Source organism: Neoakkermansia glycaniphila (assembly GCF_001683795.1).
Taxonomy (GTDB): Bacteria; Verrucomicrobiota; Verrucomicrobiia; order Verrucomicrobiales; family Akkermansiaceae; genus Akkermansia; species Akkermansia glycaniphila.
In genome coordinates, this window is sequence record NZ_LIGX01000021.1 from 19,489 (window position 1) to 32,574 (window position 13,086).

10 protein-coding genes are annotated in these 13,086 nt (G+C 58.4%); 2 read left to right on the forward strand and 8 right to left on the reverse strand.

The window, feature by feature from the left end:
* Nucleotide 1: 1 nt before the first annotated feature.
* Nucleotides 2–673, forward strand: a complete 672-nt coding sequence (gene queC / locus AC781_RS06225) for a 7-cyano-7-deazaguanine synthase QueC (RefSeq protein WP_067775172.1) — start codon at nucleotides 2–4, stop codon at nucleotides 671–673.
* Nucleotides 674–692: 19 nt separating this feature from the next.
* On the opposite strand, the gene AC781_RS06230 is transcribed toward queC, so the two are convergent.
* The 7 genes from AC781_RS06230 to AC781_RS06260 all read right to left on the reverse strand — a co-directional run bounded on the left by AC781_RS06230 (nucleotide 693) and on the right by AC781_RS06260 (nucleotide 10,732).
* On the reverse strand, nucleotides 693–1,835 hold the full coding sequence (locus AC781_RS06230; RefSeq protein ID WP_172801816.1) for a tetratricopeptide repeat protein: 1,143 nt from the start codon (nucleotides 1,833–1,835) through the stop codon (nucleotides 693–695).
* A 112-nt stretch (nucleotides 1,836–1,947) separates the two neighbouring features.
* Nucleotides 1,948–3,411 (reverse strand): Asp-tRNA(Asn)/Glu-tRNA(Gln) amidotransferase subunit GatB, encoded by a 1,464-nt coding sequence (gene gatB, locus AC781_RS06235; protein WP_067775177.1) that lies wholly within the window; start codon nucleotides 3,409–3,411, stop codon nucleotides 1,948–1,950.
* 29 nt (nucleotides 3,412–3,440) lie between these two features.
* The gene (locus AC781_RS06240; protein WP_067775179.1) at nucleotides 3,441–4,397 is read right to left on the reverse strand and encodes a hypothetical protein; all 957 of its coding nucleotides are present in this window, start codon (nucleotides 4,395–4,397) and stop codon (nucleotides 3,441–3,443) included.
* An 81-nt stretch (nucleotides 4,398–4,478) separates the two neighbouring features.
* Nucleotides 4,479–6,068, reverse strand: coding sequence for an NAD(+) synthase (gene nadE, locus AC781_RS06245; RefSeq protein ID WP_067775182.1), 1,590 nt, complete (start codon nucleotides 6,066–6,068; stop codon nucleotides 4,479–4,481).
* Between the two features lie 6 nt (nucleotides 6,069–6,074).
* The gene (locus AC781_RS06250) at nucleotides 6,075–7,655 is read right to left on the reverse strand and encodes a sigma-54-dependent Fis family transcriptional regulator (RefSeq protein ID WP_067775185.1); all 1,581 of its coding nucleotides are present in this window, start codon (nucleotides 7,653–7,655) and stop codon (nucleotides 6,075–6,077) included.
* Between the two features lie 23 nt (nucleotides 7,656–7,678).
* Nucleotides 7,679–8,320, reverse strand: coding sequence for an NAD(P)H-dependent oxidoreductase (locus AC781_RS06255; RefSeq protein WP_067775188.1), 642 nt, complete (start codon nucleotides 8,318–8,320; stop codon nucleotides 7,679–7,681).
* A gap of 9 nt (nucleotides 8,321–8,329) precedes the next feature.
* On the reverse strand, nucleotides 8,330–10,732 hold the full coding sequence (locus AC781_RS06260; protein ID WP_067775191.1) for an LptA/OstA family protein: 2,403 nt from the start codon (nucleotides 10,730–10,732) through the stop codon (nucleotides 8,330–8,332).
* A gap of 520 nt (nucleotides 10,733–11,252) precedes the next feature.
* Between AC781_RS06260 and AC781_RS06270 the strand changes: the two genes are divergently transcribed.
* Complete coding sequence (locus tag AC781_RS06270) at nucleotides 11,253–12,308, forward strand: tetratricopeptide repeat protein (protein WP_067775196.1); 1,056 nt, start codon at nucleotides 11,253–11,255, stop codon at nucleotides 12,306–12,308.
* 34 nt (nucleotides 12,309–12,342) lie between these two features.
* Here AC781_RS06270 and AC781_RS06275 read toward each other — a convergent pair whose 3' ends face one another.
* Nucleotides 12,343–12,942 (reverse strand): DUF2062 domain-containing protein, encoded by a 600-nt coding sequence (locus AC781_RS06275; RefSeq protein WP_067775199.1) that lies wholly within the window; start codon nucleotides 12,940–12,942, stop codon nucleotides 12,343–12,345.
* Nucleotides 12,943–13,086 lie beyond the last annotated feature (144 nt).

Sequence of the window (13,086 nt, forward strand, 5' to 3'; positions counted from 1 at the left end):
CATGACCGCTCCGCAAACCGTCGCAGTCCTGCTCAGCGGAGGACTCGACTCCACCGTTGCCCTGCACTGGGCCGCCCGGCAGGGCCGCGTCGCCTGTGCCCTCAGCTTCGACTACGCCTCCAACCACGCGCAGCAGGAACTCGCCTGCGCCCGCTGGCAGGCGGACTCCCTCGGCATCCCGCACCGCGTCATCGACATCACCGCCATCTCCCGCCACCTCGACTCCGCCCTTCTGCGCGGAGCCGATGCCGTACCGACGGAAAACTACGGCACGGACAACATGAAACAAACAGTCGTCCCCTTCCGCAACGGCATCTTCCTCGCCATTGCAGCCGGCATTGCCGAAAGCGACGGCTGCGGAGGCATCGTCATCGCCGCCCACTCGGGAGACCATTCCATCTACCCGGACTGCCGGGAAACCTTCATGTCCGCCATGTCCTCAGCCATCCGAGAAGGCACCTACGCCCACCTGGAAATCCTGCGTCCCTTCATCGACTCCACCAAGGGGGAAATCGTCCGCATCGGCCAGCAGCTCGGCGTCGACTTCGCACACACCTACTCCTGCTACAGGGGAAAGGAACGCCACTGCGGCATCTGCGCCACCTGCCGCGAGCGCCGCGAAGCCTTCGCCGATGCGCACACCGACGACCCGACGGTGTACGAACAACAGTAAACGCCCCGGCAAGCGGCACTCAAAAACCGCCGGTCACCCACATCTCGGGAGAACCGTCCGGCAGCCATCCGAAAAAGGAAACGAAATCCTTCGCAGTCGAGCCCAGTTGCAGCTGATCGTCACGCCGGACATCATACGGCATCACCTTCGGCATACCCTGAGCATCCAAGGCAATCAGCAAGGGTGCATCATCGTCGCTGGAAGCGCCCACGCACCTCTCGATCAAAACAGCCTTCCGGTCAGGACGAATATGCACATGAGTTCCCATCTTGAGGGCTCTTCCCGGTTGCCGATGGAAGAACACTTCTCCAGCTGCCTCCTCATGCAAAGGTTCGGCACGATTGAGGACAAGCAACTGGCGGCCTGACGGAAACCAGACACGGAAAGCAAGAGCTCCGGCATACCCTTTCTGCTCACCGGAAGGAATCCTGCAATAGCCCTCCGAGCCGGGCATCAAAGCATCTTCCTTGCCATTGTACAGCTCCATGCCCACCTTCAACCCGCCATGTCCATAAGATGCGAGCACGGGCTTTCTGCCTCCGGCAGATTGATACTTCACCGACGAGCAGACGGGGGCTTCCTTCCGTAGAAGCGGCACCCGCGAGGTGAGTTTCAACCCAAGCCGTCCGCAAACCTCGCGTGCCGATTCATTCCCTTGCAAGGCCAAATCGACCAGCCGAACGGAAGCATACGGATCGGGCAAACGGCAATCGCCGGGTTTGGCGGCAACTGCCAGCCAGGAAACAGCCTTATCGGTATTCTTGCGGCGAAGTTCATCCTCCGCAAGCTGGAATAAAAGGTATTTGTCAGCCTGATCCATCACGCCCACATCCAGCAGGCACTGGAGAGCCTCCGCATCGTTTTTCTTTGCCGCGCTCTCAACGACGGCACTCAGAGCCTCCGCATCGCAAGTCCCAGTCTCCACAAAACGGCGGCAAACCGCAACGGAAGGATCAGACTCTCGGCGCCCTTTCAACAACGCTTCATAGGACGCCTGCTGATGTGGGGATAATTTCGGCAGATTCATTTCATTCGCAAAAACGAGAACCTGAGTATCTTGTATCGGCGAATGGGTCGCATGGCATCCACACAACCCACAAGCTGCTAATAATAAAAAAACAATATCATTGGACATAATTGGGTAACAGAACAGTACCAACAAATAGACAGCCTGTCAACACCTGACACTACAAATATACGATCATCCTGCTTCTACCGAAAAACACGGTAAAAACCTCGAAAAACAGCCAGCCCGATTCGGATCAGGCCACCTCTCAAATCCCCAGCTTCGCCTGCAGCAGCTCCGTCACGATCTTCGGGTTCGGCTTCACGGAGCTGGCTTTCATCACCTGCCCCGTAAGGAAGTTGATCAGCTTGGCGTTGCCGCCCTTGACGAGCTCCACTTCCTTGGGATTCTCGGCAATCACCTTGTCGAGTATCGCATCCAGGGCGCCCGTATCCGCCTTCTTGTAGCCAAGCTTGTTCGCGGCTTCTTCAGCGGAAATGCCGGGGTTTTCCCAAAGAGCTTCGAGCACTTCCTTCGCCTGATTGTTCGAGACGATGCCTTCTTCCACAATGTCCACCAGCCCGGCAAGGGCCTGCGGACGCACCGGGCATTCCTCCAGCGTCGTTTCCTTATCGCCAAGGATATTCGGCAGCGTGTTGATCACCCAGTTGGCGATCTTCTTCGCATGCTTCGAAGCCGCAGCGGCTTCCTCGAAGTAGGCGCACACGGCCATATCCGCCACGAGGGTATTCGCATCGTATTCGGAAAGGGCGTAATCCTCCATCAGGCGGGCATGCTTGCGGCCGGGCAGTTCCGGCACTTCGCCGCGCACGCGTTCCACGAGCGGAGCCGTATGGATCGGTACGAGATCCGGGCAGGTATGGTAGCGGTAATCGTGCGCATCTTCCTTGGTGCGCATCAGGATGCTTTCGCCCCGCTCGTCGTCCCAGCGGCGCGTGCATTGCACCTGCGCGATGCCCCGGTCGAGCTCGTCGGACTGGCGGCGGATTTCATATTCGAGGGCGCGGCGCACGGCGGACATCGAATTGATATTCTTCATTTCGATCTTGGTGCCGAGTTCCTTCTGCCCGTGCGGACGCAGGGAGACGTTCACGTCACAGCGCATCTGGCCTTTCTCCATGTCGGCATCCGAGATGCCGCCGCAGATCAGAATCTGCTGGAGGGATTTCAGGTAGGCGTACGTTTCGTCGGAGGAGGTCAGATCGGGCTGGGAGACGATCTCCATCAGCGGCGTTCCGGCGCGGTTGAAATCGATCAGGGAATGGTTCGTATGGTGCGTCAGTTTCGCCACGTCCTCTTCGAGGTGGATGTGGTCGAGCTTCACCGTGCGGAAGGGCGGCACGCCCGCAGCAATCACATCCGCCGGGTACGACCACGGGAACAGAGGCACCTCGCCGCCGATGCACAGGGGAAGATCGAGCTGGGTCAGCTGATAGTTCTTCGGCATGTCGGCATAGAAGTAGTTCTTGCGGTCCCACTTGCAGAGAGGGGGCGTCGTACAGCCGAGCATCATGCCTGTCAGAATCGTGCGTTCGATGGCGAATTCGTTCAGCACAGGCAGGGCGCCGGGCATTCCGAGGCAGGTCGGGCATACGTTCGTGTTCGGCTCGTAGCCGAATCCCGCCCGGCAGGAGCAGAACATTTTCGTCTTCGTCTTGATCTGGCAGTGTACTTCCAGGCCGATGGTCACTAAATAGTCGGAAAGAGCCATGTGTCTATTGGTAAAAGCGGTGGAGAGGGTCAGGATGCGGGAGTGGCGGGCTTCCCGGTATCACCGGAAGAGACAGGCGCGGTCTCACCGGAGGCCGGAGCGGAGGGAGCATCTTCCGGGCCGAAGGAATCCACCCCGAACCAGAGGTCGTGCGTACGGAGCAGCAGGTCGTATGTTTTGCTCTCGGCGAGGAGGGCTTCCGTCTCGTCGTCCAAGGCGGCGATCCGCTCGAACTCGGCATGAATCAGCGCCAGTTCCTTTGAGACGGGATCATACACCTTGCGGAACGCTTCGCTTGCCGTATCGTTGAAATAACTGTTGTCGATTTCCGGAGCCGGAAGGAGCTTGGCATACTCATTCGCCAGTTTTTCCAAAGCGGGTTGCGCCGCCTCATAGGAAGCTTCGTCGCGGATACCCTTGATGATTTGCACGAACTCCCGGTCGGGCTTCGCCAGCTTCGCCATGCGAGCCAGTTCCGCCGCTTCCTGTTCGGCCGTCATGGGCTGGGGGGTGGCCAGAGGAGCGTCCTCTTCACTCACGGGAAGGAGGGATTCTTCCCCGTTAGCCTCGGCATTCAGGCTCAAGGCCTTCTTCAAATCTTCGGAACCGTGGAACTTCACGGCGTCCAAACGGCTCAATTCCTTCGGAAACTCACCCATCAAATCGAAAAGCTGTTCGCTTGTCTTCAGGAACTTCTTTTCTTCATCCGCCGAAAGAGGCTGGGAGAAAAGCGCCTCCATCTGGGCATCCAGCTCCATGCACTGCTTTTCGATCTCCGCGATGCGCGGTGCAGCGGCCTTGGCGGAAGCCTCGTCCTTGATACTCCGCACGAGCTTCAGCTCTTCCTTCACCAAGGCAAGAATGCGCCCGATGATGGCGGAAGGAGCCTCAGCCGCAGCAGCCTGGCCGGCAGCAGGACACACCAGAACCGCACCGGCAAATGCGGCGCAGGAAAACGGAAGCAGGGAAGGCGCACCAAGGTTCATGACAGTTGAAAATACGGGGAAATCCTATGCCAATCCCGCCTCAAGTCAAGAACCCTGTGCGACATCTCCGGGAAAGCCGGGTCAATCGTTCAAGCGGTGCATCACGGGAATATCCGCGCGGGCATCAGCCGGACAGCTTCCGGCATGCAGCACGGGCGGAAGCTGCACACGTTTCCATGCGGAGACGATGACCAGCCTTTGCACGCGGCGCACATCCTCCTCCTTGAACGGACATTCCGGATCGGCCAGCAGTTCTCCGGCCGGGACGTTCCTGTCCACCAGATGCCCTAGAATGGCATCCAGCACCTCGTAGGGCGGCAGGCTGTCCTGATCCTTCTGCCCCGGAGCCAATTCGGCAGAAGGAGCCTTGTCGATCGTATTCTGCGGAATGATTTCGCGCTCCGCATTGATCAGGGCGCACAACCGGTAAACCTCCGTCTTGTACAGCGAGGCGATAGGGGAAAGTCCGCCGTTCGTATCGCCGTACATGGTGCAATAGCCGACGAGGGCTTCGCTCTTGTTGCCCGTATTCAGAAGCATGTGGCCGAACTTGTTCGCATAGCTCATCAGGAACAGGCCGCGGATGCGCGACTGCATATTCTCTTCGGTCTTGTCCGGCTCCGTGCCTTCGAACAGCTCCGCCATCGAGGCGCGCACGGCATCGAACACCGGAGTCACAGGCACCGTCTTGCAGAAAATCCCGAGATTGGCAGCCAGGGCATAGGCATCCTCAATCGAAGATTCCGAGCTGTATTCGCTCGGCATGGCGAGGCCGTACACATTCTCCGGACCGAGGGCTTCCACCGCCAAAGCCGCTACCAGAGCGGAATCCACGCCGCCCGACAGGCCGAGGCATACGCTGCCGAACCCGCAGCGGTTCACATGCTCGCGGATGCCGGATACCAGAGCCTGCCGCACCTGCTCCATCGGCTCGGGCAGCGAGGCGACCGGGCGCGCCCTGTCCGTATCCACCACGGCGTTCTTCGCGGCGAACAGAGGCAGCCTGCCCCGCAACACCCCATCCGGGGAATGCACGGTCGAACCGCCCGCATACACCTCGCCTTCCTGCGAGCCGACGGCGCGCACGCAAACGACGGTACTGTCGAACTGCCCCGCTTCCCATGCGCGGTCTTCCTCGGATGCTTCCAGCTCGCCGCGGAACCACGGCGCAAGCGGCAGCTTCACCAGAATGTTGAAATCCTCTTCAATCGGCAGCGAAAGCTCGCTTGAGCATTCGACATGCACGCGCATGCCGCCGTCCAGATGCACGGTATCCTCTTCAATCAGCGTCACCGTATCCTTCTCCAGCAAATAGGGGGAAATGCCGATCATGGAACGCCCTGCCGCTCCTTCCATCGGCTCGTCCTCCACCCATGCGTCATCGTCTTCACCGCTCTCGACCTCTTCCGGATCGAACTCGCGCGTCGCGCCGAGAATCAGCGGAACGGAGGAAACCTCCTGAGAAAGCGCATCGAGCGCAGCCGCCGTCTGCATGATAAAGGACTGGCGTGCGGCCAGATCCATGGGCTGATGGCCGCACAGGGCGAGGGAAGAAGCCACGATCAGCTCGGCCCCGCGGTCGAGGCACTCGCGGTAGCCCTGTACGATGGCTCGGAGATTCCCGGAAAAATCGCCCGTCACGGGGCTCGTCTGAATAATGCCTATTTTCATGATTGGTTACTTGTATTGTGAAGGGGCGATGCGCAGCTGCTTGATGCGGTAATGAAGCTTGCGAACGGTTGTTTGAAGCTCGCGTGCCGCAGATGCCACATTGCCCTTGCTGCGCTTCAGGGCGGCGGCGATCAGCTCCGTCTCGAAAGAAGCCGTCAGCCGCTCCAGCCCAGCCGTCTGCTCGTGGGAAACGGAAAGGGTCTTCACCGGAGCCGTACCGGTAGCGGCCTCCGTCTGCAGGGAGGCGGGAAGGTCGAACGAATTGATGACTCCGCTGCTGGAGACGATCACCGCGCGCTCGATCATGTTTTCCAGCTCGCGCACATTGCCCGGCCAGTGGTAGCTCATCAGCATATCGATCGCCGGAGTGGACAAGCGGACGACTTTCTTGTTGTAAACCTTGTTGTACTTGGCGAGGAAGAAGTCCGCCAGAGAAACGATATCCGACTTGCGGGCGCGCAGGGCCGGCACATGGATGGGGAACACGTTCAGGCGGTAGTACAGATCCTCGCGAAACTCGCCGTCGCGCATCTTCTGCTCGAGGTCGCGACTCGTCGCGGCGATGATACGGGCATTCGTCGAAATCGGCTCCTGCGATCCCACCCGCTCGAATACGCGCTCCTGCAGCACGCGCAGCAGCTTCACCTGCGTTTGCAGGGAAATATCGCCGATCTCATCTAGAAACAGCGTACCGGTGGAAGCCATCTCGAAACGTCCGATGCGCTGCTTGTGCGCTCCGGTGAAGGCACCCTTCTCATGCCCGAACAGCTCGGACTCGATCAGCCCTTCCGGCAAGGCCGCGCAATTGACGGCGACAAACGGGCCGTGGCGGCGATCGGAACCGTTGTGAATGGCCTGCGCGATCAGCTCCTTGCCCGTGCCGGATTCTCCGCGCAAAAGCACCGTTGCCGATGATCGGGCCACCTGAGCGATCTCCAGATGCACGGAACGCATCGCCGACGAATGGCCGATGATCGCCGCCGAGCTGGACTGCTCGCCCAATTCGAGGCGCAGGCGGTCGTTTTCACGCTCCAGGCTCTGCCGCTCGGCGAAATAGAGGCGAACGGATTCGACGGCATCGGCCAGAATATTCGCCACCACCACAAGCAGTTTCATCAGCTTGGACAATGTGTCCGGAAGCTGCACGGGGAAATCCATGGACAGCGTGCCGACCACCTGCCCCGAATGGATGACAGGTACGCAGAGGAACGACTCGGACTCGCCCTCATGCCGCGCTCCCGTCCTGTTCAGGAAACGGCCGTCCATCCGCGTATCGGGGATGACGGCGGGTTCCCCCGTCTTGCCGACCTGCCCCGTAATCCCCTCGCCCAGATGGTAGGTGCCGCGCTCCTTCTCGTCGGGCGACAGGCCGCAGGAAGCCTCCACCACCAGAGAATCGCCGCGCAACAGGGAAAGGGCGCCGCGCACGAAACCCAGTTGGCCCTGAAGAATATTCAACGCCTCCTCCAACAGCTCCCCAACATCGCGCCGCTTCACCAGCACCTTGGAAATACTGGAAAGCACGCGCAGCTCCAGGCTGTCGCCAGCCAGCTCTTCGGCGAGGTTCACTTGCGAAGGAGGAAGCATGGGGAATGCGGCCCGGAAGGTGTTCAGCAGTGCGAAATGACCTTGTCCTTGGGATAGCGCACCTTGGCTTCCAGCGCGTGGGCGTCTTCCGGGCTTCTGTACCCGAACGCCATACCGAGAACCGTACGGTAGGGGGAATCTTCAAGGCCGAGAATCTCGTCGTACTTGGCGGGAACGATACCGCCCATGATGCAGGTATCCACATGCAGGCAGGCGGCTGCGGCTGCCACAAAACCGGCAGCAAGATGCACCTGGCTCTCCATCCACGATTTGCCTTCGTCTCCCTGCCAGAACACGGAATAGCCCTTGTACTTGGCATAGGCGGACTGCATGCGCTCTTCCGACGTATTCAGCACCTCGTGCGCACGATTGATATGCGCCAGCAGGTCGGAATCCTGCACATCGCGGCGGGCGCACAGCACCACGTACTTGCTCGCATCCCGCACCTGCGTCTGGTTGAACGAGGCTTCGCACAGCTTCTCGCGGATTTCGCGGTCATCGACCACGATGAAATGCCAAAGCTGCAGCCCGAGGGAAGACGGAGCCAGATGGAACGCTTCTTCCAGGGCATCCCACGTAGCCGGGGCAATCCTCGCCGCCGGATCGAACTTCTTGCATGCGTAGCGCCACATCAGCGCATCCTTGTATTCCTGAGGTGTCATCATAATCGTGAATCAGTTGATGGTGACGGGGAACCTGTCCCCGGTTTCTCCAAGGGTAAAGCTCAGGCCAAAGCCCGTTTCGCGTTTGCCGCCGTTATCTCGGAAGAAAAGGCTCGCTCCTATGTACCAGGCCCCCACGTTGCGGTACAGGCTGTACTTCTGGATTTGAAGCTGCTTCTGCTCCGCATCCCAGCGCCATTCTCCAGAAATCGCGAAATTCTCGTTGATGCGGTACATCCCGTAGGCCGTCAGCTGGTTGGCATCTTCCAGAATCGGGTGGTGCGTCAGATAGCGGTGTCCGAGAGCAAGCTCCGTCGAACGGGTCGGCTTCCAGCTCATATAGTGGTTGTACTCGCGGTACCCCTGCCCCTCGCCCAGCACCGGGAACTGGCACTCCGACGAAATCGCCAGCCACGGCAGCGGCGACCAGCGCACAATCGAATAAAGATTCGAATAACGGGTATTCTGCTCGTCCTCCGGACGGTGCAAATACGCATCCATAAACGTATCCCACACCAGCCACTCAGACGAAGAACCGTCGCGCGACGTCATCAGCATATTGCGCACGCCGTAGCGGAAAATCGCCCAGTCCGACAGCGAATCGATCGCCGTAAACGTCCCCATATCAAGCGAGCGCGGATTCGTCGTCGATGTCCACCCGTCGATCTGCGGCACGAGCGGATTCACCCCCGTCGCATTCACGAACGAAAACGTACCGCGCGGCTGAATCACATGCCGCAGAGTATTCACGCCGAACGTATCGTTGAACACATTCGAAAACGACTTCGAAAACTTCATATCGAAATCGCACGCCGCATACACAATCCCGCGAGAATCGTTCCCCTGCCCCGCCACATCGTAATACCCCGTGTAGCCGAGACCCGTCTTCGGCGTCAGATTCAGGCAGTTCGCCACCTTGAACGACGTCGAAATCTCATGGTAGGAATGGAGGCGGGCGAAAGAATCCGTATTCAGCATGCGCTCCCAATACTGGCGGGCCGCCGTATTCTCGCGTATCTGGGAAATAATCTCCTGAATGTCCACCCTCTTCTCGGCCGGTACATTCTGGTTCATGAACGAAAAACTGTTCCGGTTCTCGTACACCACGCCGCTCTTGAAAAGAGGCGCGCGGGCGCGCGAATAGGACATCTCCACACGGCTGTCCGTCAGGTAGAAATCGTTCGGATCAAACCGCACCAACAGCGACGAAACGGAACGCTTGTCCGTCCTGTCGAACACCACCGTATTATCCGGCTTATCGTTGGACTGGTAAATATCCTGGAAAAAGTCGCGCAGAACGTACTGGTCGCTCAGATAATTGACATTCGCCTTCAGCCGGTACACGGCCTCCTTATCATCCTCAATGGGGAAATCCCAATATTGCTGGAGAGCGATGCGCGAACGGTCGGAACCCACGGGCTTGCGCGGCTCCCAGAGAGGATTGATGCCGGGGTCGGAATCGTTCACGTAATAGACGGAAAGCCCCGTCATATTGCCCGCTTTCTTCTTCAGGTTCGTATCCTCGAAATCGAATCCGAGGCCGATCCCGCGCCGCTCGCGGTAGTCCACATGGTTCAGCAGCAGATAATCCGAAACCGGAATACCCTTACCCTTCTCCACACGCCTGTTGCCGAGCAGAATACCGTACTCGTTCAGCAGGTACGGCCCCCAGATCGAACGCATACCCGGCCGGGGCGTATAACCCTCCTTCGGATTCAGCGAATGGATGAAATACGGAAAATAGAAAAACGGCGTATCCTTGTAATAAACGCGCAGATGCGAAAACTCCACCTTATCTTCCGGATAAATCTTCAAATGCCCCGTGCGAATCCACGAATTCGGATTCTTCTTATCCTCCGTCGTCACCGATGCATTCTTCGCCTCAATATACTTGCGGCCCTTGGCATCCACGGCATACTCGAAATTCCTGCTCTTCAGAATCATGCCGGACACCTTGGTACGCACATTCTGCACATTGAGCTCCTCCTCATCCGCATAGGAATAGACGGCTCTATCACCACGCGTTATGCTCTCCCCCTGAAACACGCAGACATTCCCGGTAAACGTCACCTCCTTCCGGGTCAAATCGATCTCGGCCCGCTCGGCAAACACCTCGGAACCCGTATCGGTCTTCATCGAAAGAATTGAACCTTCCCCGTCGCAGATCACCTTATTCTCATCCTTCAGGAAACGGGTACTGCCGCCATTGTTCACGATATTCACGGAATCCGGCATCTCGGGCTTCAACCCGCCTCCGGCAAGATTGATCACCCCCCTCGCCGTACCGGCGCCCAACCCCGGTTCGCTTGGCCTCTCCAGCTCCGGTTCGGTCATGCCCGTACGCTCCTGCAGCATGGAAATATCCATGCCGCCGCCGCTATTGAAATCATCGGCCCCCCATGAGGAAGACGACATCAACACGGATGCCGCGGCACATCCTGCATAAACGACACATATCTTCTTCAGCGTCCGCGAATCCATATCTCAGCACAGCTTGCCTGACGCACTCCGGGAAGTCAAGCATCAATCCGTACAGCGCGGAGCCGAAAGAAACGCCGAACAACACCTCCTCACCATCAATCAAAACACTATCCGTCAAGAACAAACGGCCATCGCAACATCGCATGCCGAACCGCCTCACGCGCCGGATTGCAGACGCACATGCGGCATCTGCCTTGAAAAACCATGCAAAAACCACCATTAGAATCACACAGGCAACGTCAAATAAAAAACATGACACACTTTCAAAACGTATTTCCAAATATAACACTCCACACAAAGCAACAATGTATTACACCGAAACCCATTCATCATGTAGAAACAACTCCGAAAACGCATATTCCCGAACAAACATCGCACCCCCAAAACAAAGCCCTCCCACCCGAAAAAAACCTTGCCCGCTTGACTTGCAATCCTTGATTGATACAATACTTCCATGCGGTTTTCCGGAACTCTCTCCATCCTGCTCTGCATCATCCTGACCCACATCCCGGTTCAGGCTGCAAACATTCACGACATCGAAGAACCCGGAAACGAAATCGACCGCGTCGACAACCCCGGCACCGCATTCTCCCGTGGGCAGGACTGCCGCAACAGAAACCAGCCGGAACAGGCATTCCAATGGTTCCTCAAGGCCGCTGAACTCGGACATCCCGAATCCCAGCTGATCATCGGAGAATGTTACACTTGGGGACACGGCACACCCAAAAACCACGACAAAGCCTTCTACTGGCTCCTGAAAGCGGCCGAGCAAAAACAGATGCCTGCCTACAAACTCGTCGCAGGCTGCTACAGATACGGCGTCGGTACGCCGATCAACATCCAGAAGGCAGACTACTGGCAGCGCAAATCCTTACAGGACAAAAAGGAAAAGATAGAACGGCAAACCGGAGTCCAAATTCTCGATACGATCAGCGACGAACCCCTCATGAACCACTATGCGGCGGCAGTCAAAGGCAATCCCATCGATATGGACGACGTCGCATGGGCATTCTTCGAAGGCAAAGGCGTCCCTCAGGACAAGGCGCAGGCCATCGCATGGTGGACCAAAGCAGCCAAACTCGGCGATGCACAATCCCAATACAACCTCGGCAAATGCTATGAATACGGCGAAGGCGCACCCCGCAACAAAAAAGAAGCCCAGCGCTGGTACGCGGAAGCCGACAAACCGCGCAACGGACAGCCTTCATCCTACTTCCGGCAAATCACCGGGAACAACAACCCTACCCGGGGCATGACTCCCGAAATAAAAGCCATTTACGACAAGGCGAAAGCAGGAGACGTCGAAGCCGAGCTCAAACTCGCCTTCTGCTATTACGATGGAGACGGAGTCGCCCGCAACCACGACGAAGCGCGGCAATGGTTCGCACTGGCCGCCGAACACGGCAACGAAACAGCGCGGCGCCTACTGCCGAAATTCCAGCCCATGCGCCGCACATACTGGCGAGTCGGCCGCAACACCGCCTCACGCACCTCGAAAATCAACCTTTGACCCTATCCGTCCACCGGCAAACAAACCTCGGCATTCAACGCCCGCGCCGGCGGCGGAACCAGGACTTGACCGCGATCCCGACATGCCATCCGGCCTGCACCAGCCAATAGCAGACCACGCCGAACAGCACGCAGGTCACCACGCAGCCGAACGCAAACTCGGCAATCGCCCAGCCGAAATGCACATGCTGCAACGGCTGGAGCAACCCATCGAAATTCCATGATTCCACACAGGCGGGAACCTTCATCGCGCTATCCTTCACCAGGCCGAGCGTAGCGCCCGACCCCGGCAGGCCCAGCCATGCAAAAATCACCGAACCCACCCACCACTGCACCGGCCACGCAAACACCTGATAACCGGGAAACGAAATCCAGGCCATCAAAATCGCCACGGGAATATTCCCCTTCCGCCACAGGCACGCAGCCACGCCGAACAAACTCTGCATCGGTACCGGAGCAATCGCACACGCCGCCCCCCATGCCGCACCCGTCGCCACGCCCCGCTTCTCCCACTTCCACAAATGCTCATCAAAAACGCGGGCCGAAAGCATACGCCCCATCCGGGTCTTCTTCCTTCTCTCCTGAATCAGGTAGAACCTGACCCGCCTCATGAGTGTCTTATAGCGTTCTTCCATAGCGCCGGCGCATTCCGGCCGCCTTCTGTACAAGGCCGCCAAAGCCTTTGTACATTACCAGAAACCATCATCCGCACACAAGAGAAAATCCCGCCAACATACAATCATAGGCTTTGACTCACCCCTGCCCCGAAGGTATAATCC

Bases quoted from the DNA above. Each gene is read 5' to 3' on its own strand.
- AC781_RS06270 (WP_067775196.1), top strand. From the start codon at position 11,253: ATGCGGTTTTCCGGAACTCTCTCCATCCTGCTCTGCATCATCCTGACC.
- AC781_RS06260 (WP_067775191.1), bottom strand. From the start codon at position 10,732: ATGTCGTCTTCCTCATGGGGGGCCGATGATTTCAATAGCGGCGGCGGC.
- AC781_RS06250 (WP_067775185.1), bottom strand. From the start codon at position 7,655: ATGCTTCCTCCTTCGCAAGTGAACCTCGCCGAAGAGCTGGCTGGCGAC.
- AC781_RS06240 (WP_067775179.1), bottom strand. From the start codon at position 4,397: ATGAACCTTGGTGCGCCTTCCCTGCTTCCGTTTTCCTGCGCCGCATTT.
- queC (WP_067775172.1), top strand. From the start codon at position 2: ATGACCGCTCCGCAAACCGTCGCAGTCCTGCTCAGCGGAGGACTCGAC.
- nadE (WP_067775182.1), bottom strand. From the start codon at position 6,068: ATGAAAATAGGCATTATTCAGACGAGCCCCGTGACGGGCGATTTTTCC.
- AC781_RS06255 (WP_067775188.1), bottom strand. From the start codon at position 8,320: ATGATGACACCTCAGGAATACAAGGATGCGCTGATGTGGCGCTACGCA.
- AC781_RS06275 (WP_067775199.1), bottom strand. From the start codon at position 12,942: ATGGAAGAACGCTATAAGACACTCATGAGGCGGGTCAGGTTCTACCTG.
- gatB (WP_067775177.1), bottom strand. From the start codon at position 3,411: ATGGCTCTTTCCGACTATTTAGTGACCATCGGCCTGGAAGTACACTGC.